Origin of the sequence: Geodermatophilus sp. YIM 151500, from assembly GCF_025716945.1 — a bacterium.
Taxonomy (GTDB): Bacteria; Actinomycetota; Actinomycetes; order Mycobacteriales; family Geodermatophilaceae; genus YIM-151500.
This window is the reverse complement of record NZ_JAOVZT010000012.1, coordinates 13,422-39,301: the sequence shown is the minus strand read 5'-3', so window position 1 is coordinate 39,301 and position 25,880 is coordinate 13,422. Positions and strand designations below refer to the sequence as shown.

The window sequence follows — 25,880 nt, the reverse complement described above, 5'->3', positions numbered from 1 at the left end:
TGCTCCCGGGTGGCCTGCTCCCGGGTGGCCTGCTCCCGGGTGGCCTGCTCCCGGGTGGCCATGCCGCCCTGGCCGCCCTCGTCGCGCGGTCCCGGGTGGAGGATCGGGTCGTCGGACCGCTCAGCGAGTTCACCCATGCCGCCGAGCCTGCCACCCCACCGGTCCGACGACTTCCCGACCGCGTCGTGCCGTCCCAGGACGTCGAACTCGTTGTGCGTCGACCCGCCGGAGAGGACCGCGTAGCCGGGGCCCCGGTCGAAGAACGGCTCGTCGCCGCTGCGGGCGGCCCGCATCGCCGCCCGCAGCTCCGCCGTCGCGGCCTCGTCGGCGGTCGTGCCGTCGTCCGACACCACGACGCCGTAGTCCTCCCGCGCGCCGCGCACCGAGACCTTGCGCCAGGCGATGTCGCGCAGCACCTCCCCGACCGGGCGGTCGAGCGGGTCGCCCCAGCCGCCGCCGCCCGTGGTCCGGATGCGCACGACGGTGCCGGCGGGCAGCGGCTCGGCGTCGGCCAGCGCATCGACGTCGTGCTCGCCGGCGCCGCCCGGGTCGACGGTGATCCGGAACGGCCGGCCCGCCCGGCCGCCGTTGACGCCCCAGCAGGACAGGATCGAGCGGTCGGCGATCGACATGAAGTGCGCGTCGCGCAGCACCCGGATGTGCTTCTCGTAGCCGCAGCCGCCGCGGTAGCGGCCCGGGCCGCCCGAGTCCACGGCGAGCCCCAGCCGCTCGATCCGCAGCGGGAACCGCGACTCGGTGAACTCGGTGGGCAGGTTCCGCGAGTCGGGGACGACGTGGATGGTGTCCTCGCCGTCGGCGTAGTACCGCCCGCCGGAGCCGCCGCCGAGCACCTCGCGCATCAGGTACGGCTCGCCGTCGGCGTCGGTGCCGTACACGCCGGTGTAGCGGATGGTCTCCTGGTCCGCGGGCATCCGCCCGCCGGTCGCCTTGGCCAGCACCCCCGCCAGCACGCCGAGCAGCCGCAGGATGACGAAGGTGCGGGCGTTGGTCGGCGCCGGGAAGACCGGGGTGAGCAGAGTGCCCTTCTCCGGGAAGCGCATCTCGATCAGCGGGACGACGCCCTCGTTGACGTCGAGCTCGGCCATCCGCTCAGGGGTGGCGGCGAGGTTGCGCAGGATCGGCGCCAGCCACTTCTTGAGGAAGTTGCCGTCGGCGTAGTCGCCGCAGTGGTTGATCGGGCCCTTCGCCTGCGGCCCGGTGCCGGTGAAGTCGACGACCAGCGGGACGTCGGCGGTCGAGTCCATGGTGAGCGTGATCCGCTGGCGGTGCAGCTTCGGGGGCTCGACGCCGTCGTGCTCGGCGTAGTCCTCCCAGATGTAGGTGCCGTCGGGGATCTGCGACAGGATCTCCCGCCGGTACACCTCGGTGGAGTTCGCCAGGATCGCGTCGAAGCACGCCTCGACGGCCTCGACGCCGTAGCGGTCGAACAGCTCGCCGAGCCGCCGCGCCCCGGCCAGGCAGGCCGAGCACTCCGCGTCGAGGTCGGCGGCCAGCGAGTCGGGCATCCGCGAGTTGCGGGTCAGGATCGTCAGCGCGGCCTCGTTGGGCACGCCTCGGTCCCACAGCCGGATCGGCGGGACCATCAGGCCCTCCTCGTAGACGCTGGTCGCCGCCGACGGCATGGAGCCCGGCACCGCGCCGCCGATGTCGTCGTGGTGGCCGAAGGCCTGGACGAAGGCGACCACGCGCTCGCCCCGGCCGGCGGGGCCGTCCGGATCGTGCGCGAACACCGGCACCGTGACGCACAGGTCCGGCAGGTGCCCGATGCCGCCCTCGGAGAGGTACACGTCGTTGTGGAAGAAGACGTCGCCGGGCCGCATCGTGTCGATCGGGTGGTCGCGGACCACCGGGTGCACCAGCGCCGAGTACGAGCGGCCGGTCAGCTTGCGCAGCAGCCGGTCGTGGATGCCGGCGCGGAAGTCGTGCGCGTCGCGGATCATCGGCGACCGCGACGTCCGCCCGATGGAGGTCTCGACCTCCTTCTCGATCGCGGCGAGCGTGCCGGCCACGATCTCCACGAGCACCGGGTCGGCGTCCACCGTGCCGCCGGTCAGCGTGGCCGCGTCGCGGCGGACATGGCCATCACCGGCGCTCATCGGGTGGTCTCCTTCGTGAGCAGCAGGTTGCCGAACCGGTCGACGGTCGCGGCGAAGCCGGGGTGCACCGGAACGGTGGAGCCGAACTCCTCGATGACCGCCGGGCCGCGGACGACGTCGCCCGCAGCCAGGTCCGTCCGCCGGTGGATCGGGGTGTCCAGCCAGTCGCCGCCGGAGGACGGCGACGGGTGCACAGCGTCGAAGAACACGCGGCGGGTGCCGGTGACGGACCGGTCCGGACTCCCGTCCGTCGGTGCCAGCTCCACCAGGTCCGGACGGCGGATCGGCCCGATGCCGCTGACCCGCAGGTTCACCCACTCGACGGCCTGGCGCGGGTCGTCGGCGAAGTCGTAGCCGTAGAGCTGCCGGTGAGCCGCGTGGAACGCGCGGGCGACGTCGTCGGCCGCCGCCGCGTCGAGCACGCCGTCGGGCACCGGCACCCGCACCTCGAAGGCCTGGCCGACGTAGCGCAGGTCGGCCGTCCGCTGCACCCGCTGCCGGTCGGGCGGGAACCCCTCGCCGTCGAGCGCCGCGCGCGCCGCGGCCTCCAGGTCGGCGTAGCGCGCCCGCACCCGGTCGAGGTCGAGGTCGGCGTGCCGGCTGATCGCCGTCTGGACGTGGTCGTTGCGGACGTCGACGGTCAGCAGCCCGAACGCGCTGAGGTTGCCCGGGTTCGGCGGCACGAGGGTGCGGGGCAGGCCGAGGACGTCCATCAGCCGGCAGGCCAGCAGCGACCCGGAGCCGCCGAAGGTGGTCAGCGTGAAGTCGCGGACGTCGAGGCCGCGGGCGACTGTGACCTGGCGCAGCGCGTTCGCCTGGTTCCACGCCGAGATCTCCAGGATGCCGGTGGCGGTGCGCTCCAGCGACAGGTCGAGCGTCGCGCCGAGCCGCTCGAGCCCGGCCCGGGCGGCGTCGACCGACAGCGGGATCTCCCCACCGAGCAGGTGCGGCGGGATGCGGCCGAGCACCACGTGGGCGTCGGTGACGGTCGGCTCCTCGCCGCCGTGCGGATAGCACATCGGGCCCGGGTCGGCGCCGGCCGACCGCGGCCCCACCTTGAGCGTGCCCTCGGGCGAGAGCCAGGCGATCGAGCCACCGCCCGCGCCGACGGTGACCACGTCGATCATCGGGATCTTCGACGGGAAGTCGCCGACCGAGCCCTCCGTCGTCAGCGTGGGCTCGCCGTCGACCACCACGGTCACGTCGGTGGACGTGCCGCCGCCGTCGCAGGTGAGCACCCGGTCGAAGCCCGCGGTGCCCGCGACCAGGGCGGCGCCGAGCGCCCCCGCGGCCGGGCCGGACAGCATGGTGGTGATCGGTTGGTGCGCGACCTCCTCGGCGCTGAGCACCCCGCCGTTGCTCTTCATCACGTAGAACGGCACGCCCGGCGCGAGGTCGTCGAGCCGCCGGCGGATGCCCGACACGTAGGTGCCCACCCGGGGCTTGACCGCGGCGTCGACCAGTGTGGTCACCGACCGCTCGTACTCGCGGTACTCGCGCAGCACCTCCGACGACAGGCTGACCACGCAGCCGGGGTGCTCGCGCCGGAGGACGTCCAGCATCCGGCGCTCGTGCGCGTCGTCGGCGTAGGAGTGCAGGAAGCAGATCCCGACGGTCCGGATGCCGGCGTCGCGGAAGAACCGGGCCGCGGCGACGGCGTCGTCCTCGTCGAACGGACGGACCTCCGTCCCGGTGGGGTCGAGCCGGCCGCGCACGGTGCGCACCAGGTCCGCGGGCACGATGCGCGGCGGTTTGACCCAGAAGTAGCTGTTGCCGTAGCCGTCGGGCACGGACTGCCGGGCGATCTCGAGCACCGACTCGTAGCCCTCGGTGGTGATGAAGCCGATGCGGTCGAGCTTCCCCTCGAGCAGCTGGTTGGTGGCCACCGTCGTCCCGTGGCTGACCGCGGTGACCTCGTCGCCGGACAGGCCCATCAGGCCGAGCACCTTGTGCACGCCGGTCAGGAAGCCGTCGGCCGGGTCGGCGGGGGTGGACGGCGTCTTCGTGGTGGTGATCGCGCCGTGTGTCCTCGTCGACGGCCACGACGTCGGTGAAGGTGCCGCCGGTGTCGATGCCGATGCGGACCCGTCGCCCCTCGCCCATGCGTTGGAACCTTAGCGCTGAGATATCCGGGCGGGAAGCCGCGCGGGCGGTGCCGTGCCGGGGCGGGACGCGGGTCAGCGGGGACCGCGGCGGGGGGCGTTCAGACCGAAGCGGACCCCGACGAGGCGGAGGGTGAAGCACAGGGCCGCGGCAGCGAGGGCGGCGGGCAGGCCGTAGGTGCCGGTCAGGACGGCGACCACGGTGACCGTGGCGGCGAGCATGGCCGGGATCGCGTACAGCTCGCTGACCAGGACGGTGGGCACCTGCCGCAGGAGGACGTCGCGCAGCGTGCCGCCGCCGACGCCGGTGAGCGTGCCGAGGATGACCGCCTGCGCCGGGCCGAGGCCGAAGGCCAGGGCCTTGCTGGCGCCCGTGACGGCGAACAGGGCCAGCCCGGCCGCGTCGAGCACGGTGACCGGGCCGAGCAGCCGCCCCAGCGGCCGGCCGAAGGCGAAGGCGAGCAGCCCGCCACCGGCGGCCACCGCGAGGTAGCGCCAGTCGCCGAAGGTCGCGGGCGGCAGGTCGCCCAACAGGACGTCGCGGACGACGCCACCGCCGAGCGCGGTGGTCATGGCGAGCGCGACCACGCCGACGATGTCGAGGCGTGCGGTCCGGACGGCGGTGAGCGCGCCGTTCAGCGCGAAGGCGAACGTGCCCAGGAGGTCGAGCACCAGCAGCAGCGCGGGTCCGGGGCTCACGGAGCCGTTCTACCGGGTCCGGCCGGATCCGCTGGGCCCCACGGGCCCGGGAACACGACGAGGCCCCGGCAGCGGCGCCGGAGCCTCGGGGTGGCGGTGCGGTGGTGCTCAGACCGTGCGGCTGCCCGCGATGCTGCCGGCGCCGCGGTTCAGCTCGGCGAGGAAACCCGCGGCCACGCGCTGCCTGGCGGTGGGACCGGCGGCCGACTCGTAGGCCTGCGCGAAACGGTTGGCCCGGGCGACGGCGGAACCGGCGACCGCGACCGAACGGAAGAAGCGGGGGAGGAAGTGCAGGCGCGGCGCCTGCGGGCGGGCGGTCGTGGGGAGAACTCGCTGCGCTACGGACGTGGTCACGCTCGTGCCTCTCTCATCTGCAATTTCATTTCGAGGTGTACGTCCACGTTAACGGCAGTTGCGCGCGAAACTTTCCGGCCGGCGCTGTGACAGTCGGCACTTCCCAGCCTTCCCGGCCGTGAGCTGCGCCACGGGACGCCCGCCATTGTGATGGCCGCCACGGCTCCAACCTGCGCGTATGGCGCAGACCACGGCGTCGTCGAATGTCGGCGGACTGGAGTCGACGCTACCGAGGGAATGGCGCGACGCAATGGTCGACAATGGTTCGCGGCACTCTGCGCCGGCGGTCGTCGAATGGGGGCGGGGTGGCTCGGCGCCCCGCGGCGGAATGGCCGTGGCGCCCGTGGGCGCGCCCCTGCCCCTCCGGGCGACGTCCTCGGCCGGCGACGTCCTCAGCCGGCGACGTCGAGCCCGGCGAGGGCCAGCCCGCGGTGGGCGGCCAGCCGCTCGGCCTGCTCGGCCAGCGCCGCCCGCGCCGGCGCGGCCGGCGGCATCCACAGCTGCACGGAGACCCGTACGGCCCGCCCCTCCTTGCGGGCCCGCCACGTCCCGGCGACCTCCCCGCCGAGCAGCACCCCTCCCGGCCGGCCGAGGACCGGCCACAGCGTCTTCGCCGCCGCCGCGTCGGCCACCAGCAGCGACCGGTCGCGGGCCTGCAGGAACAGGTCGTAGGGCCCGAGCAGGCGGACGACGTCGGGCGGGTCCGCCGCCAGGACGTCCGCGTCGGCGGCCAGCACCCACCGCGGCTCGCCGTCCACCCGGACCTCGACGGCGTCCGCCGGCCAGCGCGCGCGGACCTCGCGCACCGGCGCGTCGAGGAAGCCGGCCACGTCGACCGGCCGCGCGGGGCCCAGCAGGCGCAGGTAGCCGCGCACCACGTCGAGCCGCGGCGGCACCTCCCGGGCCGGGGCGAAGCCGGGCACCGGGCGCAGCACCGGCGGCGACGTGCCCGGCTCCAGCTCCAGGCCGGCCCGCAACGCCGCGAGGCGGAACGGCATCTCGTAGGGGTGGATGGCGGCGCACGGGCGGCAGTACCGCAGGAACGGCTCGTCCAGCGCGGCGGTCAGCCGGGCCGACACCTCCCCCTTGACCATCGGCGCGGCGACGACCGCGCGCATCGCCGCGGCGACGGCGTCCAGCGCCGCCAAGTTGCCGATGCCGGCGGCCGCGAGCGGTCTCGCCGCGTCGAAGATGCGCTTGCCGGCGTCGGCGTCGGAGAACGGGGCGGTGGCGGCAGCGACGGCCGGGAGGTCCGCGCGGCGGTAGAGGTGCGGCGCGCCGCGGAGGGTCCAGGCCAGCGCCAGCTCGTCGTCGGGGCCGGCGTCCACGCCCCGCAGCGCCAGCGCCCACGGCCCGCCGTCCGGTCCGGTGTCCTGGACGCCGAGGTCGAGGACGGCGGTGTCGGTGAGCGAGCCCGCCGTCCGTTCCAGCTGCTGGGCCCGGACCCGGAACCCGAGTGCCTGCCGCCGGCTCACGGTGCGCGCCACGACGGCACGCTAGTGCCGGGCCGGACACCGCGCCGGGGCTCGTCGCCCGGCCGGGGGTGCCGGTGCGCGGCTCAGGCCCCTCCGGCCCGGCGCAGCGTCTCGGCGACCGCCTCGGCGGTGGCGCCGAGCGTCTCCGACACCAGCCAGGCGGTCTGCCGCGCGCGCTCGCCGAGGTGCCGGGCCCGGTCGTCGTCCATGCGGAACTCGGGCACCGAGAGACCCAGCGCGCCGACCGGCTTCCCGGTGTGGTCGAAGATCGGCGCGGCCACCGCCCGGATGCCCGAGGTGCGCTCGGAGCGCGAGTCCGCCCAGCCGCGCTCGCGCGTGGCGGCGAGGTCGGCGCGCAGCGCCTCGGGGTCGGTGATCGTGCGCGCGGTGATCGAGCGGATCGGCCGCGACAGCCAGTAGTCCTGCTCCGCGGGCGGCAGGGTGCTGAGGATGGCCTTGCCCGGCGCACCGTGCGGCAGCGGGATGGGCACCCCGATGTCGGTGTAGGTGCGGCGCACCTCCTGGTGGCTCTCCACCTGGTCGACGACGACGCGCTCGCCGCTGGGCAGCAGCTCGTGCAGGCCCACCGTCTCGTCGACCTCGTCGCGCAGCTGCGTCATGAGGGGCATCGCCGCGTCGCGCAGCGTCGTGGGCAGCGCCCCGCTGTGGGCCAGCTGCACCAGCAGCGGGCCCAGCCCGTAGCGGCGGTCGCTGGTCTGGCGCACCAGGTGGTTGGCCTGCATGGCGGCCAGGATGCGGTGGGTCGTCGTGGTCGACAGCCCGGTGGCTCGGGCGATGTCGCTGATGCCGAGCGTGGGCCGGCGGGCGTCGAAGCAGCGCAGGATCGTCACCGCCCGGTCGATGGACTGCACCGCGCTGCGGCCAGGTGCCCCGTCGCCGGCCACCGGCCCGGAGCGGCGCGGCCCGCCGCGCAGCCCCTCCGGAGCGCCGGACGGCGGGGGTCCCCCGGCGTCCCCGGCACGGTTGGTGCGACTCGGCTCCACGGACGGCAGCATGCCCGACCCCTTGACCCGTAAGCGACATCACTCGTACTGTGTTCCGCGACACGGGATGGTATCCCATCATTCGGAAAGGTCACGATGCGCCCACTCGACGGCTTCCGGGTCCTCGACCTGACCCGCTTCCTCTCCGGGCCCTACTGCACGATGGTGCTGGCCGAGTTCGGCGCCGATGTCATCAAGATCGAGCAGCCCGAGACGGGTGACGACTCCCGCCGCATGGCGCCCAAGATCAACAACGAGAGCTACCCGTTCGCGATGCCGAACCGGAGCAAGCGCAGCGTCTCGCTGGACCTCAAGACCGAGCGCGGCCGCGAGCTGTTCCTCGAGCTGGCCAAGACCGCCGACCTGGTGATCGAGAACTTCCGGCCGGGCGTGGTGAAGCGGCTGGGCATCGACCACGAGTCGCTGAAGGCGATCAAGCCCGACATCCTCTACTGCTCGATCAGCGGCTTCGGGCAGACCGGCCCGTACCGCGACCGGCCGGGCTTCGACATCATGGCCCAGGGTGTCGTCGGCTTCCTGCGCATGACCGGCGAGCCCGGCGGCAAGCCGGTCAAGATCGGCATCGCCATCAACGACATCGCGGCCGGCGTCACCGCCGTCTACTCGATCATGGCCGCCGAGATGCACCGCCGGGCCACCGGCGAGGGTCAGTACATCGACATCTCCCTCGTCGACGCGGGCCTGGCGTGGACGGTGTGGGAGTCCGGGGCCTACTTCGCCGACGGTGAGGTCCCGCAGCCGACCGGCACCCGGCACCGCCGGTCGACGCCGTACCAGGCCTACCGGACCTCCGACGGCTACGTGGTCATCGGCGCGAACAACGACCGGCTGTGGTTGCGGCTGATCAACGACGTCCTCGACAGGCCCGAGTGGGCCGACGACCCGCGGTTCGCGACGCTGCCGGACCGCATGAAGAACATCGACGAGCTCGAGCGCGAGATCGAGGCCATCACCACGACGGGCACCACCGAGGAGTGGATCGCGCGGCTGGACCGGGCCGGCGTCGTGGGCGGGCCGGTGCTCACCTACGACGAGGCGCTCCGCGACGAGCACGTGTTGTCCCGCGGCATGGTGCAGGAGCTGCAGCACCCGGTCATCGGCCCGATGAAGACCATCGGCCCGCCGACCAAGTTCTCCGGGCTGGACTTCGCCGTCCGCGGTCCCGCGCCCTGGCTCGGCCAGCACACCGCCGAGGTCCTGGGCGAGGTCGGCGTGGACGACGTCGAGCTCAAGTCCCTGTTCACCGAGGGCGTCCTCTACGACGCCCACCCCGAGCTGCAGGAGCGCTGACCGTGTCCGACCACCTCCTCGTCGAGCGTCAGGGCGACATCGCCACCCTGGTGCTCAACAAGCCGAAGAGCCACAACGCGATCAGCATCGACATGTACCGCGACCTGCCCGGCCTGGTCGCCGACCTCGACGGCGACCCGCAGGTCAAGGTCGTCGTCGTCCGCGGTGCCGGGCAGAAGGCCTTCGCCTCCGGCGCGGACATCAGCGAGTTCGAGCAGGAGCGCGGCAACGCGACGGCGGCGCGCAACTACAACGAGCACGTCGCGGCGGCCGAGCGGGCCCTCGAGGGCATGGCCAAGCCGACGATCGCGATGATCCACGGATACTGCATCGGTGGCGGCGCGGGTCTGGCGCTGGCCTGCGACCTGCGCTTCGCCGACCCGCGGGCCCGCTTCGCGATCACGCCGTCCAAGCTGGGCCTGGTCTACAGCCTCGAGTCCACCAAGCGGGTCGTCGACCTGGCCGGCCCCTCCCGGGCCAAGTGGATCCTCATGTCCGGCCAGCAGATCGAGGCCGAGCGGGCGCTTCAGCTGGGCCTGTTCGACGAGATCCACCCCACCGAGGAGCTGGAGAGCGCCACCTACGCCTTCGCCGAGGTGATCACCACGCGCGCGCAGTTCGCCGTCCGCTCGGGCAAGGCCATGGTCAACCGCGTGGTGCGCGGCCAGGTGGCCGACGACGAGGAGACCACCGGCATCCGGAACTCCTCGTTCGACACCGAGGACTACGCCGAGGGCGTCCGCGCCTTCCTCGAGAAGCGCGCCCCCCGGTTCTCGTGGCGGTGAGCGACCCGACCCCGACCGGGCCGGCGGCCCCCCTGGGGCTCGCCGACCCGGTCGAGCGGGCGCGGGCCGCGGCGGACGACCCGGAGCACCGCTTCGGGAACTTCTTCCTCTCCCGCTTCCTGTCCCTGGACATCAGCTACGACGACCAGGCACAGACCTGCTCGGTGGTCCTGCCGTACGCGCCGTTCCTCTGCAATCCGCAGGGGACGGTGCACGGTGGGGTCATCACGACCGCGATGGACATCTCGATGGGCCACCTGTGCCACCGGTTCCTGTCCACCGCGGTCACCATCGAGATGCAGCTGCGCTTCTTCCGGCCGCTCACCGGGACCGGCGTGATCCAGGGACGGATCCTGCGTGCCGGGCAGCGGATCGTGCACCTCGAGTCGCACCTGTACGACGAGCAGCACCGGCTGGCCGCCTTCGCGACCGGCACATGGCACCGCCTGGACGCCGTCCAGCCTTCCCCGTCCCAGTCTCGACCCGGCACCGCCGCCGGATAGGAGGACACGCACCATGCGCAACACCAAGGTCATCGCGGCCGGCGCCGCGGCCGTTCTGAGCCTCACCCTGGCCGCCTGCGGCGGCGACAGCGGCGGCGAGGGCGGTTCGGGCTCCGGCTCGGAAGCCGCGGGCTACCCGGAGGCGTCGGAGGACCTCGACTGGACCATCGCCTTCGGTCCGGGCGGTGGCAACGACATCATGGCCCGCACCATCGTCGACATCCTCGAGAAGAACGACCTGTACCCGGGCAACATCGTGGTGCAGAACCGCGAGGGCGGCTCGGGCGCCACCGGCTGGGGCTACCTGTACAGCCAGGCCGGTGAGGGCTACGGCATCTCGACGACGTCGGGCTCCTTCATCACCACGCCGCTGCAGGCCGACACCGGCTGGCAGCCCTCGGACTTCACCCCCGTCGGGCTGATGGCCACCGACGACGCGGTGTTCCTCGTGCCGGGCAGCAGCCCGGTCAAGACCTGGGACCAGTGGGTCGAGACCGCCAAGAGCGAGCGCCTGGTCGTCGGTGGCATCGGCACGGTGAACGTCGACTTCATCGTCAGCGCCATGCTGGCCGACCAGGCCGGCTACGAGGTGGAATACGTGCCCTTCAACGAGGAGGGCCAGCTGATCACCTCGCTGCTGTCGGGCGCGGTCGACGCCATCGTGTCCAACCCGGCCGAGATCCTCGGCCAAGTCGAGGCCGGTGAGCTCACCCCGCTGCTGACCACCGCCGACGAGCGGATCGACGCCCTGCCCGACACCCCGACCGACCAGGAGCTGGGCTTCGAGGGCATCCCGTCGATGCCGCGCGGGATGATCCTGCCGCCGGACGCGCCCGAGGAGGCGCAGACCTGGTGGATCGACACCATGACCCAAGTGGTCGAGACGCCGGAGTGGCGGGAGTACATCGAGGGCAACTACCTCACCGAGGACATCCGCTGGGGTGAGGAGTTCGCCGCCTACCTGCAGGAGACCCAGTCCCAGTTCGAGGAGATCCTCACGGAGGCCGGAGCGCTGTGACCTCCGCCCCCGCGGGGACGGTCTCACCGGTGGGGCGGCGCGGCTGGCGCCGCCCCACCGGCAAGGCCCTGTTCCTCGGAGTCCTGGTCGTCATCGAGGCCGTCTACTGGCAGATGGCGTTCGACCTGGAGTGGCAGACCGTCGCCGGCCGGATCGGCCCGGGCTTCTTCCCGCGGATCATCGGCGGGCTCGCCATCGTGCTCACCCTGGTCACGTTGGTCCTGAGCCTGCGCGCCGGGGCGCCGGACGCGGAGGACGACGACGGCCCGCTGGCCGGCGTCGACGCGACCGAGGAGGACGGCGGCGGCGAGGACCTGGGCTCCGGCGCGCACGGCCACCACCCGATCCCGGTCATCGCGCTCGTGGCGGCCAGCTTCGGCCTGCTCGCGGTGTTCCTGACCCTGGGCGCGATCGTCGCCTGCGCGCTGTTCCTGCTGGTCATGCTGTTCTACCTGAACCGCCGTCGGCCGGTGCTCAACGTCGCACTCAGCCTGCTGCTGCCGCTGGCGCTGTACCTGCTGTTCCAGACCTTCCTGAACGCGGGTCTGCCGGGCGGCATCCTGCCCCGCTTCTGACTGGAGTTCTCGTCGTGGACGTCTTCAACGATCTCGGTCAGGGCATCGCCGCGCTGCTCACCGTCCAGAACATCCTGCTGCTCGGCGCGGGCGTGATGATCGGCATGGTCGTCGGCGTCATGCCCGGCCTCGGGCCGTCCGCCGGGCTGGCGATCCTGCTGCCGCTCACCTTCTCGCTCGACCCGACCGGCGCGATCATCATGCTCGCGGCCGTCTACTACGGCGCGATGTACGGCGGCACGATCACCTCGGTGCTGATCAACACGCCCGGTGAATCGGCCACGGTGGCCAGCACCTTCGACGGCTATCCCCTGGCCAAGCAGGGCCGGGCCGGGCCGGCGCTGGTGATGGCCGCGGTCGCGTCGTTCATCGCCGGCACGCTCGGCGCGGTCCTGATCAGCATCGCCGCGCCCGCCATGGCGTCGGTGGCGGCCAGCTTCGGCCCGCCGGAGCTGTTCCTCATCGTCATCCTCGGCCTGCTGACGCTCATCGTGATCGTCGGCAAGAACCGCCTGCTGGGCGCCGTGTCGGCGCTGATCGGGTTCGGCCTGGCCACCGTCGGCATCGACATCGGCGGCGGCCAGCAGCGCTACACCTTCGGCTCCACCGAGCTGATCAACGGCATCGACTTCATCCCGGTCGCCATCGGGCTGTTCGGTGTCGGCGAGGTGCTGCACACCCTGTGGGTCGGCGGGCACCTCGAGAAGCTGGCCTACTTCAGCGTCAAGGCACGCGCGAAGGGTTTCTGGCCCACCAGGAAGGACTTCAGGGAGTCCAACGGCTCGATGCTGCGCGGGTCGCTGCTGGGCTTCGCCGTGGGCACCGCCCCCGGCGCCGGGGCGACGGTGGCCTCGCTGATGTCCTACAACCTGGAGAAGTCGCTCTCCAAGACGCCGGAGAAGTTCGGCAAGGGCGCGATGCCCGGTCTGGCCGGGCCCGAGGCGGCCAACAACGCGGCCTCCACCGGCGCGCTGGTGCCGCTGCTCACCCTGGGCATCCCCGGGTCGGCCTCGACCGCGGTGCTCATCGGCGGGTTCCTGATGTGGGGCCTGCAGCCCGGCCCGCTGCTGATGGAGCAGAACCCCGAGTTCGCCTGGGGCCTGATCGCCAGCATGTACCTGGGCAACGTGATGCTGCTGATCGTCAACATCTTCTTCATCCCGGTGTTCGCCAGCATCGCGCGGGTCCCGTTCAGCTTCCTGGCGCCGATGATCCTGGTGGTCTGCATCCTCGGGACGTTCACCGTCAACGGCAGCATCATCGAGGTCGGCATCATGCTGGCCTGCGGCGTCCTCGGGTTCTTCATGCGGCGCTACGGGATGTCGCCGGCCGCGCTGGTCATCGCGTTGGTGCTGGGCCCGCTCGGCGAGGAGACGCTGCGCCAGACGCTGCTCATCTCCGACGGCAGCTTCGGCATCTTCCTGGAGCGGACGACGTCGGTGGTGCTGCTCGCGATCATGGCCTTCATGATCTCCGTGCCCTGGCTGGTGCCCGCCGCCAAGGCCGGCGTGCGCCGGCTCACCGGTAGGGGCGGGAACGGCCCGGGCGGCGGGACGTCGGGAACCACCGCCACCACCGGCACGGCCGGCGCCACCGGCGCGGCCGGTGCCACGGCGGGCACGCCCGGGGCCGCGGCGGACACCTCGGCGGACACGTCGGCGAGGTCGTCCAGCCGCTGACGCCGGCGCCCGTCGCGATCGCGCGCGAACGGCCCCCTCCGCCCGGCGGAGGGGCCCGTTCGCGCGTGCGGGCACGGTCGGGACGGATGCCCGGCCGCGCCGCCCCGGAACGACCGGCGACGCGGCCGGGCGGCGGCGGGTCAGGACCGGCGCGGGCGGCCTATGCCGATCGCGTACAGGGTGGCCAGGACGGCGCCCGACGGTCCCATCCAGACGAACCACGGGTACACGGGGCCGTCGCTGGTGAGCGATACCAGCATCCAGACGGTCACATTGATAGCCAGCGCGCAGATCCAGATGATCGAGAGCACCTTGAGCGTGGTGCCGCCGGCGTCGTCGGAGAACACCCGGCGGCGCGGCGCCGGCGGGAGAGGCGGCGGCGCGGTCGGCGGTTCGGGGAGATCGCGGGTGACCGCGGTCAGCTCCCCGCGGGTCCGGGCCGCCCACGCCGTGGCCACCCGCTGGTCGAACTCGGCGAGGTCGAGTTGGCCGTCACCGACCGCGCGGCGCAGCCTCTCCTGCACCGCGGCGCGCTCGACGTCGCTCACCCGGTAGTCGTCGGGGCGGACCGGCTCCACGCCGCCGATCGTGGCATCCGGACGACGATCACGGAACCCGCCGGTCCGGGTGATCCTCCCGTGTCGGCGGCCCCCCGCGCTCCGCCGCGACCGCCCGCTCCACCGCGGCGACGTCACCGGCGCCGATCAGGCCGAGTTCCGCGGCGTGCCGCGCGATGGCCGTGGAGTCGGCGGCGAGCACGAACGGGACGTCGTCGTCCCAGGCGCCGGTCACCTTCTCCACCCGGCCGTCGCCGGGGTCCAGGCGCACCTCCCGGATGTAGATGGCCAGGACCCGGCCCGGATGCCGCCGGACCGCCTCGGCGTAGATCTCCGGGTCGTGCTGGCCGGAGTCGCCGAGCAGCACGAAGCGCAGGTGCGGGTGCAGGTCGAGCACCTCGGCGAGGCTCGCCAGCTTGCCGCTGGCGTGGGTGCGCCGCGCGCCGGTGCCGAGCAGGTCGCGCAGCAGCAGGGGGCCGATCGGGATGCGGCGGTGCTCGAGGAAGGCGGTGAGGAAACCGTGCAGGTTCCACGGGCTGGAGGAGACGTAGAAGACCGGGTTGTCCTCGTCGCCGGACCGGCCGGCGGCCAGCGCGCGGTACAGCTCGGGCGCACCCGGCATCGGCGTCCGGGTCAGGGCCGACCCGGTCAGCGTGCGCGAGACCATCTCGGCCGCCCGCTGCGCGCCGGTGTGCAGGACGGTGTCGTCGACGTCGGAGACCACGCCGAACGCCGCGCGGGGGCCGGGCACCCGGATCCGCAGCACCGCGGGGTGCGCGCCGGTCAGCCCCCGCCACGGCCGGGCCAGCTCCACCGTGCCCTCGGCCCACGGGCCGTCGTCCGGCGTGAGACCCGCGTCGAGCCGCAGGTCGACGTACCCCTCGTCGTCGCTGACGGTCTCCACGTCGGCCGCGCCCAGCCGGACGCGCAGCGGCACGGCGGGGAGCTCCCGGGTGAGGAAGCGGGCGACGGTCCGGCGGACGGCGGCCCGCGTCCCCTCGCCGCGGACGGCGGTGGGCGGCTCGGCGTCGTCGAGGACCCGGCCGCGGACGACGGCACCTGCTGGGCCGCCGTGCCCGAGGAAGGGCGCGATGCGGAAGTGCTCGGGCGGCCGGTCGGCCGAGCGGGCCAGGACCGCCCCGTCCCACCACCGCTCGACCGCGACGACGGAGCGACCCAGGGCACGGCGGACCGCCCGCTGCGCCCGCTGGCGCGCCGTGCCGTCCGGGGTGCCCATCGCCGCGCAGCCTGGCACGCCCGGCCGGGCGCGGCGAGCCGTGGGGAGCACGGTGCACGGGTCCCGGCCGTCCGGCGTCGTCGGGCGAGGGGGTCGGGCCGTACGTAGGCTCGCTCGATGGAGTCCGCGGACCTGCTGTCCCTGCGCTCGGACGAGCGCGCCGCCCTGCTCTTCGTCGGCCTGCGGGGTGACTGGTAGCCCTACTGCTGCGCCCAGGCGGTCCGCCTGGCCCGTTCGCTGCCCCGTCTGTCGGCCGCCGGCGCGGAGGTCCTGCTCGCCTCGGTGGACCCGCCGGAGGTCCAGGTGGCCATGAACCGCACGTGGTTCCTGCCCTTCCGCTGGGTGAGCGACCCCGGCGGCGAGCGCCTCGCGCAGCCGCTGGACGCCTGGAACCCCGACCGCCGGGTGTTCGCGCCGGTCGTGATCGCGGTGGCGCCGGACGGGCGGGAGGTGTTCCGCGAGCTGTCGCGCGACTTCACCGACCGCCCGGACGACGAGCCGGTGCTGTCGGCGCTGGAGTCCCTCGGCCTGCCCGCCGTCCCCGCGCCGACCGGCTGGACGCCCGAGGGGGTGACCCCGCGGCCGTCGGAGAAGGCGTTCACACCGTCGTCGTTCATCCCGTACTTCCGGGCGATCCGGATGAACACCATGGCGCTGGCGAAGCGGATGGTCGACGACCGCGACCGGGTGCAGCTGGAGACCGAGCAGCACATGGCCGAGTCGTTCCTCGCCGCGTTCGACGAGTGGCGGGCGGAGCACCCGCCGCCGGGCTGATCGCACGGCTCGTGCGCGCAGCGTGGCCGTCGGTTCGCCGGGACCACGCTGCGCGCACCCGCCGGCGGGGTCAGGGCCGGCTACCCGCGGCGGGTTCAGGGCCGCGGGCGTCCGCTCGGTGCGGCGGTCGGGGAGGACCGGCCGGGCGGCCGGACGCGCCCAGCGTCGCGGGCGGCGGCGTCCGGCGGATCGGGGGAAACCCCGGTCCGCGCCGTCCCCCCGCCGGGTGCTTGCCGCGGCCCCGCCCCCGTGGTCACACTGCTGCCGACGAGGCTCGGTCGCGGGCGGCCGGCCCGGCGGCGGTGGCGAGCGGCGGGGGCGGGTACGGCGGCGGGGCGGTGTCGGTGGGTCGGCTGGGTGCGCTGCTCGCCGGTCTCGTGCTCGCGGTGGTCACGCAGTGGCCGGTCTGGGCCGCCGCGCCCGCGCTGGCGCTGGTCAACGGGGTCGGCACCGTCGCCTTCGTGGTGACCGGTGCCCTGTTGGCCGAGCATCGCGGGCAGCGCGCCAACGGCCGGCTGCTGGCGCTCACCGGGGTGGCGTGGTCCGGCGTCTGGCTCGACGCCTGGCAGAGCCCGCTGTTGTCGGTCGTCGCCCTGGTCTGCCCCGCCCTGTACGTCACCGCCGGGGCCACGGTGCTGCTGCGCTACCCCGCGGCCCGGCTGCCCGGAGCCGCGCAGCGGGCGTTCGTCGTCACCCTCTTCGTGTGGCTGCAGGCCGTCTTCGTCGGCTCGGCCCTGACGGGCGGCGTCGAGGCGCTGGGTGCCCTGGGCGGGCGGCCGTGGCGGCCGGCGCCGGTGCTCGGCCCGGAGTCGGCCGCGGTGCTCGCCACCGTCGACCGGGTGGGCGCGGTGCTGCTGGGGACGGCGTTCGTCGTCCTGCTGGCGCGCAAGGTGCGCCGTGCCCGCGGCCTGGACCGCGGGGAACTCGTGCCGGTCGTCGTCGGCGCGGTCGCCGCCGGGGTGGCGCTGGGCAGCTTCCGGATCGGCCGGGCGCTGGCCGGGTCGGAAGAGTCCGTCACGGCGCTGCGCCTGGTGCACGCGGTCGCCCTGCTCGCCATCCCGCTCGCCTTCGCGGCGGCCGCCCTGCGACGGCGGCTGGAGCGCGGCGCGGTCGCCGACGTCGTCGTCGGCCTGTCCGGGGTGGCGCCGCTCGACCAGGTGCGCGAGCGGCTCCGCCGCGCGCTCCGAGACCCGGGGCTGGAGGTCCTCTACTGGGTGCCGGACGAGCGGGCCTGGGTCGGCACGGACGGGCGGCCCGCCGACGAGCCGCCCGGCGGCGACGGCCGGCTCGTCGTGCCGGTGACGGCCGGTGACGGCGACCGGCTGGCCCTGGTGCTGGCCGATCCGTCGCTGCGGCGGCACGGCCGGCTGGTCGAGGCGGCGGTGAGCGCGGCGGGTCTGGCGCTGGAGAACGCCCGGCTGCAGGCCGGCATCCGGGCGCAGCTGGAGCAGGTGCGGGCGTCGCGGGCGCGCATCGTCGAGGCGGGGCTGGCCGAGCGCCGGCGGCTGGAGCGCGACCTGCACGACGGGGCCCAGCAGCGGCTGCTGGCGCTGACCATCCAGCTGGGCGCCGTCCGCACGGCCGTCGCCGACGAGGCCACGAAGGAGCTGGTCGACGCCGCGCGTGCCGACCTGCGCTGCGCCGTCGAGGAGCTGCGCGACCTCGCGCGCGGCCTGCACCCGCCGCTGCTCGGGCAGGCGGGGCTCGGCCCGGCGCTGGAGTCGGTCGCCGAGCGGCTGCCGCTGCCGGTGCGCCTCGACGTGCCCGACCGGCGGTGGAGCGTCGCCGCCGAGACCGCGGCCTACTTCCTCGTCTGCGAGGCGCTCACCAACGCCGCCAAGCACGCCGGGGCGACCTCCGCCCGCGTGCTGGTCGACGAGGCCGGCGGCCGGCTGCGCGTCGAGGTGGCGGACGACGGCGTCGGCGGTGCCGACCCGGCCGGCGGCAGCGGGCTCACCGGCCTGGTCGACCGGATCGGCGCCGTCGGCGGCGCCCTGCGGATCTCCAGCCCCCCGGGTGCGGGCACCCGGATCACCGCGGAGATCCCGTGCGGGTAGCCCTGGCCGACGACTCGGCGCTGTTCCGCAGCGGGCTGGCCGGCCTGCTCACCGCGACCGGGGTCGAGGTCACCGCCCTGGCGGGCTCGGGCGACGAGCTGCTCGCGGCGGTGGCGGCCGACCTGCCCGACGCGGTGGTGCTCGACCTGCGGATGCCGCCGACCTACACCGACGAGGGGCTGGTCGTGGCCGAGCGGCTGCGCGCCCGGTACGCCGAGCTCGCCGTGCTGGTGCTGTCGACCTACGCCGAGTCGGCCTACGCCGCCCGGCTGCTGCGGTCGGGTGCGCGGTCGGTCGGCTACCTGCTCAAGGACCGCGTGGAGGACAGCGCGGCGCTGCACGACGCCCTGGTCCGGGTGGTCGCCGGGGAGACGGTGGTCGACCCCGAGCTGGTGGTCCGGCTGCTCCGCCGGCAGCGGACGACGTCGGCAGTCGACCAGCTGACCGCCCGGGAGCGCGAGGTGTTGCAGCTCATGGCCGAGGGGCGGTCGAACGCGAGGATCGGCCGGGAGCTGTACCTGAGCCCGAAGACCGTGGAGACGCACATCGCGGCGGTCTTCGCCAAGCTGGGACTGCCGCCGAGCTCCGACGACAACCGGCGGGTGCTCGCCGTCCTCACCTGGCTGCGCGCGGCCTGACCGCCGCTGGTTGCGGTGAGCGATGAGTCCGGCGGCCGCCGGCGGTCTCGTCGCACAGGACCCGTCACCGAGGAGGCAGCCGTGCGACCGCTCGTCGTCACCACGTTCGTCACCCTGGACGGCGTCATGCAGGCGCCCGGAGGACCGCAGGAGGACACCGACGGAGGTTTCGCCCACGGCGGCTGGCTGGTGCCGCACTTCGACGACGCCCTCGGGACGCAGCTGGACGAGTGGTTCCGGCCGGCAGAGGACTTCCTGCTCGGCCGCCGCACCTACGAGATCTTCGCCTCCCACTGGCCGCACGCGACCGGCGACGACCCGGTCACCGTCGGGTTGCAGACGAAGACCAAGCACGTGGCCTCGCGCACGCTGACCTCGCTGGACTGGGACACCGCACGGCTGGTCGAGGGCGACGTCGTGGAGGCGGTGCGCGCGCTCAAGGCCGCGGACGGCGGCGAGCTGCAGGTGCACGGGTCGCACGGGCTGGTCCAGACGCTGCTGGCCGCCGACCTCGTCGACGAGCTGCGGCTGGTCGTCTTCCCGGTCGTGGTGGGCCCGGGCAAGCGGCTCTTCGGCGACGGCGCGGTTCCGCGCACCTGGCGCCTGCAGTCGTGCACGCCGTCGTCGACCGGGGCGCTGATGTGCAGCTACCGGTTCGCCGGGGAGCTGGAGACCGGTGCGATGGGCCTGGACACCGAGTGAGGCACCGCCGCCGCGCGGCGCGCTCGGCGCGGCGTGCTCCGCGTGCTTCCCGCTGCGGAGGGTCGGGTTCGCGGGCCGGCGCGGGCGGCGGGATCAGCGGCGGCGGCCGAGGAGCCAGCCGACGGCGACGCCGATCAGGGTGAGCAGCGCGCCACCGGCGGCGCCGAGCGCGAGGGCCCGGGCGTCGGCGGGCGCCGGGGCGGCCGCGGTGCCGGCGAAGACGCGACCGGCAGCCGCCGGTGCCGCGGCTGCCGGAACGGCCGGTGCGGCCTCCGCCGGTGCGGCCCCGACCGGCGCGGCCGGGGCCGCGGGTGCGGGGGCCGCGGCCCCGGTCAGCTCGGCGTCGACCGCGCTGAAGAACTGGCCGGCCATCCGCTTGGCCACGCCGGTGATCATCCGCTGACCCACGCCGGCGACCGGCCCGCCGACGACCGCGTCCGCCGACCAGGTCAGCACCGTCGCGCCGTCCTGGCCGTCGGGCTGGTCCGCCAGGTCGACGGTGACCGTCGCCCGCACCTGGCCCGGCGCGCCGGCGCCGGAGGCGTGCATGACGTAGCGCGCCGGCCGCTGCTGGTCGGTCAGGTGCACCTCGCCCGCGTAGGTGCCCTTGATCGCGCCGACGCCGGCCGCGACGTCCAGCCGGTACGAGTCCTCGCCGACCTGCTCCAGCGACCGGCAGCCGGGGATCGTCCGGGCCAGCACGGCCGGATCGGTCAGCGCCGACCACACGCGCTCGCGGTCCGCGTGCAGCACCGCCGAGCCGTCGAGGTTCACGCCCCGCCTCCCGTCGTCCTGACTCCCGTCGTCCTGACTCCCGTCGTCCTGACTCCCGCCGGCATCGTTCCCGCCGGCATCGTTCCCGTCCCCGCGCGGCGCGCCGAGGCGGCCGTCCGCTCCGCCGACTCGTCGTTCACCAGGTCGAACAGCTCGCTCGGTGCGATCGGCATCCGGGTGATCCGCCGTCCGGTCGCGTCCTCGATCGCCGAGGCGATCGCCGCCGTGCCGGGGATGACCCCCGCCTCCCCGGCGCCCTTGATGCCCAGCGGGTTGAGCGGCGACGGCGTCTGCTGGTGGTCGATGTCGACGTCGGGCACCTCGGAGGCGTACGGCATGAGGAAGTCCATGAACGACGCGTTCTGCAGCTGCCCGTCGGCGTCGTAGGCCATCCGCTCGTACAGCGCCCCGCCCACGCCCTGCGCGACGCCGCCGTGCACCTGGCCCTCGACGATCATCGGGTTCACCACGTTGCCGCAGTCGTGGACCACGGCGTACCTCACGACGTCGATCTCGAACGTCGCCGGGTCGATCTCGACCACCGCCGCGTGCGCGCCGGAGGCGAACGTCGAGCGCAGCGGGGAGTAGTAGTCGCGGAACTCCAGGCCGGGCTCGTCGTCCTCGGCGACCGGCGGCTTGCTGTCGTCGTGCGTGGCGAACTGCGTCGCCTGCCTCGCCGCCTCGTCGAAGGCGTAGCGCAACGGGTTCGACAGCACGGCGACCGTGCGCAGCGGGACGGCGGCGCCCGGGGTGCCGCGCACCTGGACCAGGCCCTCGTCGATCTCCAGGTCGCCCGGGTCGGCCTCGAGCACGTCGGCGGCGATCCGCAGGGCCTTCTCCCGCACCCCGCGCGCGGCCAGCGCCACCGCGTTGCCGCTCATCACCGCCGCCCGCGAGGCGAAGGTGCCCACCGCGTAGCCGAACCGCCGGGTGTCGCCGGTGGTCACCTCGATGTCCTCGATCGGCACGCCGAGCTCGGTGGCGACGATCTGGGCCAGCACGGTCTCGTGGCCCTGCCCCTGCGAGGTCAGCCCGGTCGACACCAGCACCTTGCCGCTGCCGAGCACCTGCACGTGCCCGCCCTCGTACGGCCCCGGGCCGGTGCCCTCCACGTACAGCGCCATGCCGACGCCGAGCAGCGTGCCGCGGGCCTCGGCGTCCCGGCGCATCGCCTCGGCGTCCTCCCAGCCGACGAGCGCCTTCAGCTTGTCCAGCAGGCCCGGGTAGTCGCCCGAGTCGTAGATGACCGGCCGGCCGTCCTGGAACGTCAGGTGGTGGTCGTAGGGGAACTGGTCGGGCCGGATGAGGTTCCGCGCCCGGACCTCGGCGCGGTCGAGCCCGAGCACGTCGGCGATGCGGTCCATCGTCCGCTCCATCGCGTAGCAGCCCTGCGGCCGCCCGGCGCCGCGGTACGGCGTCACGATGACGGTGTTCGTGTAGACGCTCTCGACCTTCACCCGGTACGTGGGGATCACGTACGGGCCGACCAGCTGGGTCGCGGTCACGATCGGCACGATGATCCCGTATGGCGTGTAGGCGCCGTTGTCGTGCCAGATGTGGACGTCGAGGGCGACCAGCCGGCCGTCGTCGTCGTAGCCGACGGTGATCTCCTGCCGCTGCTGCCGCTCGTGCGCCGACCCGATGAAGTGCTCGCGCCGGTCCTCGGTCCACTTCACCTCGCGACCCAGCGCGATCGCGGCCATCGGGACCAGCAGCTCCTCGGGCCACGGGTGCACGATCTTCACGCCGAAGCCCCCGCCGACGTCCGGCGCGATGACCTCGACCTGGTCCAGCGACAGCTGCAGTTTGGCCGCGATGGCTGCCCGCACCGACGTCGACGCCTGGGTGCTGGTGTGGACCCGCAGCGAGCCGTCGTCGGCGTCCCACCGGGCGTGCACGCCCTTGCCTTCCAGGGGCATGGAGGCGCTGCGCTCGATGTACTGGGTGAAGGAGAGCGTGCGCGGGGCGGTGGCCAGCGCCGCCTCGACGTCCCCGGTCTCCTGGTGGTGGACGGCGGCGACGTTGTCCGGGATCTCCTCGTGGACGGCCGATCTCGCCGCGCGCGCGGCGTCCACCCCGACGACGGCCGGCAGCTCCTCGTAGGTGACCACGATCCGGTCGCAGGCGTCCTCGGCGACGTACCGGTCGGTCGCCACGACCATCGCCACCGGTTCGCCCACGTGGTTCACCTCGCCGCTCGCCAGCGGGTAGCCGGTGCGCGGCGCGTGCAGCTGCGGGTGCGGGATGAGCACCGGCAGCGGCTCGGCAAGCGGGCCGGTGAGGTCCTCGTAGGTGTAGATGGCGACGAGCCCCTCGACGTCGAGGGCGGCGTCGACATCGATGTCGACGATGCGGGCGTGCGCGTGCGGCGAGCGCACGAACGCGGCGGCCAGCGCGGTGTGGCCGATGTCGTCGACGTAGCGGCCCCGGCCGGTGATCAGCCGGGCGTCCTCCCGCCGCCGCACCGGCTCCCCGAACAACTTGGTGGTCACGCCCGCCCGCCTCCCCGCGGCATTGGAAGCTTTGCCGGCATCTCGGGGGCGGAAGCGCAGGCATAGCTTCCTATGCCCCCGGGGGCCCTCACCGAGCGTCCTCGCGCATCGCGGCGGCGGCGTGCCGCACGGCCTTCTTGATGTTCGCGTAACCCGTGCACCGGCAGAGGTTGCCGCCGACCATGTCGTCGACCTCCTCCTCGCTGATCTCCTCCGCGGCGTCGCGCGCCTCCAGCCCGGCGGCGATGGTCATGAGGAAGCCCGGCGTGCAGAACCCGCACTGCAGCGCGTGGCACTCGCGGAAGGCCTCCTGCACCGGGTGCAGCAACTGCCCGCCCCGGCCGTCGTCGCGCGCCAGGCCCTCGACGGTCCGCACCGACCGGCCGTCGACCTGGACGGCGAGCACCAGGCACGAGCGCACGGGCGCGCCGTCGACCAGCACGGTGCACGCCCCGCAGACGCCGTGCTCGCAGCCGACGTGCGTGCCGGTCAGCCCGAGGTCGTGGCGCAGCGCGTCCGACAGCAGCCGCCGCACCGGCACCGTCGCTTCACGTGGAACACCGTTCACCGTGAGGGAGACGGTGCGCTCGGCATCGACAGGGGTCACGCGGCACTCCTGGAGACGGCCTCGGCGGCGGCCGCGGGAAGGGTCCGTCCGGTCAGCACGCCGACCAGGTGCCGCCGGTAGCCGGCGCCGGCGTGCAGGTCGGCGTCGGGGTCGACCTTGCCGCGGGCGAGCGCCGCGGCGGCCGACCAGTCGGCGGCGTCGGCCGGCTGACCGGCCACGGCCTCGGTGAGGTCGTGCACCTCGGGCACCAGGCCGACGGAGATGTAGGCGGCGCGGGCGGCGGAGACGCGGCGGTCGTCGTCGAGGGTGACGACGACGCCGGCGCCGCACACCGCGTAGTCGCCGCGGCGGCGCGCGATCTCGGCGAACGCCGTCCCCGCCCGCGGCGGCAGGGCGGGGAAGAAGGCGGACGTCACGACGGCGGCGGCCGGCAGCGAGGTCTCCAGCGGTCCGACGAAGAAGTCGGCCCACGGGATCTCCGACGTCCCGGACGGCGTCGCGACGGCCACCGAGCCGCCGGTGAGGGCCAACACGGAGGTCATCTCCCCCGAGGGATCGGCGTGCGCGATGGAGCCGACCGTGGTCCCGCGGTTGCGGATCGCGGGGTGGGCGACGTGCGCCGTCGCCCGGGCCAGCAGCGGCTGGACCCGGGCTGCGGCGTCGGCGTCCGGACCGCCCCCCAGCAGCGCGCCGTGCCGGACGAGCGCACCGACCCGCACGCCGTCCCCGGTTGCCTCGATCGTGTCGAGGCCGGGCACCCGGTTGATGTCGACCAGCACGGCCGGGGCTGCGAGCCGCATCGAGAGCAGCGGGAGCAGCGACTGGCCGCCGGCGAGCACCTTGGCGCCCTCACCCTCGGCGGACAGGACCTCCAGGGCCTCGTCGAGGGTGCCGGGGTCGGCGTAGCGGAACGGAGCCGGCTTCACCGCCCGGGCGCTCCCGGGGAGTCGCTCGGGCGGGTGTCGGTCCGGCGGGTGCCGCGCCGGCGCGTCTCCTCGCCGGTCACCTGGTCGACCGAGGACGGGTCGGGCGCCGGGGTGGCGGTGCCGGTGCCGGATTCCTCTCCGTGCCCGAGCGTGGAGGCGGCGGCCGGGTGCGAGCCCTCGCGGGTCAGCGCGGCCTTCATCTCGGCGGGGGCGAGCGCCCGGGCCAGGTGCCAGGCGGCCACCGCGACGATCGAACCGAGCGCGATGCCGGTGAGCGAGAACGTCTCGGTGAAGGTGAGCGTGACGTTGCCGATGCCGATGATGATGCCCGCGGCCAGCGGCACCAGGTTGATCGGGTTGGCGAAGTCGACCCGGTTCTCCTTCCAGATCTTCGCGCCCAGGAGGCCGATCATCCCGTAGAGGACGACGGTGATCCCGCCGAGCACGCCGCCCGGCACGATGTTGATCAGCGCGCCGAACTTGGGCACCAGGCCCAGCAGGATCGCGACCACGGCGGCCACGTAGTAGGCCGCGGTCGAGTAGACCCGGGTCGCCGCCATGACGCCGATGTTCTCCGCGTAGGTGGTCGTCGGGGAGCCGCCGAACGCCGAGGCCACGGTCGTGCCGACGCCGTCGGCGAAGATCGCCCGACCCATGACCGGGTCCAGGTCGCGCTTGGTCATCTCCGCGACGGCCTTCACGTGCCCGGCGTTCTCCGCGACCAGCGCGATCACGGCCGGCAGCACCAGCAGGCTGAAGTTGAAGGAGAAGGACGGCGCGGTGAGGTCCGGGAGGCCGAACCAGTCGGCGTCACCCACCGCGGCGAAGTCGATCCGCTCGCGGGTGAGGACCTCGCCGGTCGCCGTCGGCGAGGTGATCTCGCCGACCGTGACGTCGAGCAGGACCGACAGCACGTAGCCGAAGACCAGCCCCAGCAGGATGGCGATGCGGGCGAGGAAGCCGCGCAGCGCCAGCGCGCAGACGATGACGAAGACCATCGTGGCCAGTGCGACCCACTGGTCCTGCGGCCAGTAGATGCTCGCGGCGACCGGGGCGAGGTTGAAGCCGATCAGCATGACCACGGCGCCGGTGACGGCGGGCGGCAGCACCCTGTTCACCACGTGCACGCCGGCGAAGTGGATGACCAGGCCGACGAGGGCCAGCACGACGCCCGACACCAGGATCGCGCCGACCACGTCGGAGGAGTCGCCGCCCTGCGCCCGGACGGCGGCCACCCCGCCGACGAACGAGGCGCTGGTGCCCAGGTAGCTCGGCACCTTCCCCTGCACGATGAGCAGGAAGAGGATCGTGGCGATCCCGCTCATCATGATCGCGAGGTTGGGGTCGAGCCCCATCACGATCGGGAAGACGAACGTCGCGCCGAACATCGCGACGACGTGCTGCGCGCCGATGCCGACCGTCCGCGGCCAGGACAGCCGCTCCTCCGGGGCGACGGCCTCGCCCAGCGGCGGCGCCTTGCCATCACCGTGGACGGTCCAACCCAGCCCCAGAGCCATCAGTGCCTCCTCGACG

At 74.2% G+C, this 25,880-nt stretch carries 22 protein-coding genes and 1 pseudogene; 10 read left to right on the top strand and 13 right to left on the bottom strand.

Annotated elements, in window-relative coordinates; all coding sequences use genetic code 11:
* From OF117_RS17625 to OF117_RS17600, 6 genes are all read right to left on the bottom strand, one after another.
* Nucleotides 1–2,117: hydantoinase B/oxoprolinase family protein (locus tag OF117_RS17625; protein ID WP_263554150.1), on the bottom strand; the 2,117-nt coding region annotated here is incomplete at its 3' end.
* Nucleotides 2,114–4,081: a hydantoinase/oxoprolinase family protein gene (locus tag OF117_RS17620; protein ID WP_263554253.1), complete on the bottom strand. Its 1,968-nt coding sequence runs from the start codon at nt 4,079–4,081 to the stop codon at nt 2,114–2,116. The genes OF117_RS17620 and OF117_RS17625, both read right to left, overlap by 4 nt.
* A 213-nt stretch (nt 4,082–4,294) precedes the next feature.
* Complete coding sequence (locus OF117_RS17615) at nt 4,295–4,918, bottom strand: trimeric intracellular cation channel family protein (protein WP_263554149.1); 624 nt, start codon at nt 4,916–4,918, stop codon at nt 4,295–4,297.
* A gap of 108 nt (nt 4,919–5,026) precedes the next feature.
* Complete coding sequence (locus tag OF117_RS17610; protein WP_263554148.1) at nt 5,027–5,272, bottom strand: hypothetical protein; 246 nt, start codon at nt 5,270–5,272, stop codon at nt 5,027–5,029.
* A 392-nt stretch (nt 5,273–5,664) separates the two neighbouring features.
* Nucleotides 5,665–6,759 carry a winged helix DNA-binding domain-containing protein gene (locus OF117_RS17605; RefSeq protein WP_263554147.1) on the bottom strand — a complete coding sequence of 365 codons (1,095 nt, stop codon included), beginning with the start codon at nt 6,757–6,759 and terminating at the stop codon, nt 5,665–5,667.
* Between the two features lie 71 nt (nt 6,760–6,830).
* Complete coding sequence (locus OF117_RS17600; protein ID WP_263554146.1) at nt 6,831–7,763, bottom strand: IclR family transcriptional regulator; 933 nt, start codon at nt 7,761–7,763, stop codon at nt 6,831–6,833.
* 84 nt (nt 7,764–7,847) lie between these two features.
* On the opposite strand from OF117_RS17600, the gene OF117_RS17595 reads away from it, so the two are divergent.
* Genes OF117_RS17595 through OF117_RS17570 form a run of 6 tightly spaced genes read left to right on the top strand, consistent with a single transcriptional unit; the run spans nt 7,848 to nt 13,622 of the window.
* Nucleotides 7,848–9,062 (top strand): CaiB/BaiF CoA transferase family protein, encoded by a 1,215-nt coding sequence (locus tag OF117_RS17595; protein WP_263554145.1) that lies wholly within the window; start codon nt 7,848–7,850, stop codon nt 9,060–9,062.
* A gap of 2 nt (nt 9,063–9,064) precedes the next feature.
* Complete coding sequence (locus tag OF117_RS17590) at nt 9,065–9,847, top strand: enoyl-CoA hydratase-related protein (protein ID WP_263554144.1); 783 nt, start codon at nt 9,065–9,067, stop codon at nt 9,845–9,847.
* Nucleotides 9,844–10,350 carry a PaaI family thioesterase gene (locus tag OF117_RS17585; RefSeq protein ID WP_263554143.1) on the top strand — a complete coding sequence of 169 codons (507 nt, stop codon included), beginning with the start codon at nt 9,844–9,846 and terminating at the stop codon, nt 10,348–10,350. The genes OF117_RS17590 and OF117_RS17585 overlap by 4 nt, the downstream gene beginning before the upstream one ends.
* Nucleotides 10,351–10,363: 13 nt before the next feature.
* Nucleotides 10,364–11,368, top strand: a complete 1,005-nt coding sequence (locus OF117_RS17580; RefSeq protein WP_263554142.1) for a Bug family tripartite tricarboxylate transporter substrate binding protein — start codon at nt 10,364–10,366, stop codon at nt 11,366–11,368.
* Nucleotides 11,365–11,943 carry a tripartite tricarboxylate transporter TctB family protein gene (locus tag OF117_RS17575; protein ID WP_263554141.1) on the top strand — a complete coding sequence of 193 codons (579 nt, stop codon included), beginning with the start codon at nt 11,365–11,367 and terminating at the stop codon, nt 11,941–11,943. Before OF117_RS17580 ends, OF117_RS17575 begins: the two co-directional genes overlap by 4 nt.
* A gap of 14 nt (nt 11,944–11,957) precedes the next feature.
* The gene (locus OF117_RS17570; RefSeq protein WP_263554140.1) at nt 11,958–13,622 is read left to right on the top strand and encodes a tripartite tricarboxylate transporter permease; all 1,665 of its coding nucleotides are present in this window, start codon (nt 11,958–11,960) and stop codon (nt 13,620–13,622) included.
* Between the two features lie 140 nt (nt 13,623–13,762).
* Here OF117_RS17570 and OF117_RS17565 read toward each other — a convergent pair whose 3' ends face one another.
* Nucleotides 13,763–14,200, bottom strand: coding sequence for a DUF1707 domain-containing protein (locus OF117_RS17565; protein WP_263554139.1), 438 nt, complete (start codon nt 14,198–14,200; stop codon nt 13,763–13,765).
* Nucleotides 14,201–14,228: 28 nt separating this feature from the next.
* Nucleotides 14,229–15,416: an App1 family protein gene (locus tag OF117_RS17560; protein ID WP_263554138.1), complete on the bottom strand. Its 1,188-nt coding sequence runs from the start codon at nt 15,414–15,416 to the stop codon at nt 14,229–14,231.
* Between the two features lie 210 nt (nt 15,417–15,626).
* Between OF117_RS17560 and OF117_RS17555 the strand changes: the two are divergent.
* From OF117_RS17555 to OF117_RS17540, 4 genes and pseudogenes are all read left to right on the top strand, one after another.
* A pseudogene (locus OF117_RS17555) lies at nt 15,627–16,190 on the top strand (peroxiredoxin family protein); the annotation flags it as partial.
* A gap of 302 nt (nt 16,191–16,492) precedes the next feature.
* A complete protein-coding gene (locus tag OF117_RS17550) occupies nt 16,493–18,247 on the top strand; it encodes a sensor histidine kinase (RefSeq protein ID WP_263554137.1) in 1,755 nt (584 codons plus the stop codon).
* Nucleotides 18,238–18,885 carry a response regulator transcription factor gene (locus tag OF117_RS17545; RefSeq protein WP_263554136.1) on the top strand — a complete coding sequence of 216 codons (648 nt, stop codon included), beginning with the start codon at nt 18,238–18,240 and terminating at the stop codon, nt 18,883–18,885. The genes OF117_RS17550 and OF117_RS17545 overlap by 10 nt, the downstream gene beginning before the upstream one ends.
* Nucleotides 18,886–18,966: 81 nt before the next feature.
* Nucleotides 18,967–19,587, top strand: a complete 621-nt coding sequence (locus OF117_RS17540; protein ID WP_263554135.1) for a dihydrofolate reductase family protein — start codon at nt 18,967–18,969, stop codon at nt 19,585–19,587.
* A 93-nt stretch (nt 19,588–19,680) separates the two neighbouring features.
* Here OF117_RS17540 and OF117_RS17535 read toward each other — a convergent pair whose 3' ends face one another.
* The 5 genes from OF117_RS17535 to OF117_RS17515 form a co-directional block, all read right to left on the bottom strand.
* Nucleotides 19,681–20,361, bottom strand: a complete 681-nt coding sequence (locus OF117_RS17535) for an SRPBCC family protein (protein WP_263554134.1) — start codon at nt 20,359–20,361, stop codon at nt 19,681–19,683.
* Nucleotides 20,358–22,853, bottom strand: coding sequence for an aerobic carbon-monoxide dehydrogenase large subunit (cutA, locus tag OF117_RS17530; RefSeq protein WP_263554133.1), 2,496 nt, complete (start codon nt 22,851–22,853; stop codon nt 20,358–20,360). The genes OF117_RS17535 and cutA overlap by 4 nt, the downstream gene beginning before the upstream one ends.
* An 88-nt stretch (nt 22,854–22,941) precedes the next feature.
* Nucleotides 22,942–23,460: a (2Fe-2S)-binding protein gene (locus OF117_RS17525; protein ID WP_263554132.1), complete on the bottom strand. Its 519-nt coding sequence runs from the start codon at nt 23,458–23,460 to the stop codon at nt 22,942–22,944.
* Nucleotides 23,457–24,347 (bottom strand): FAD binding domain-containing protein, encoded by an 891-nt coding sequence (locus tag OF117_RS17520; protein ID WP_263554131.1) that lies wholly within the window; start codon nt 24,345–24,347, stop codon nt 23,457–23,459. The genes OF117_RS17525 and OF117_RS17520 overlap by 4 nt, the downstream gene beginning before the upstream one ends.
* Nucleotides 24,344–25,864, bottom strand: a complete 1,521-nt coding sequence (locus OF117_RS17515; RefSeq protein WP_263554130.1) for a uracil-xanthine permease family protein — start codon at nt 25,862–25,864, stop codon at nt 24,344–24,346. Before OF117_RS17515 ends, OF117_RS17520 begins: the two co-directional genes overlap by 4 nt.
* Between the last annotated feature and the right edge of the window lie 16 nt (nt 25,865–25,880).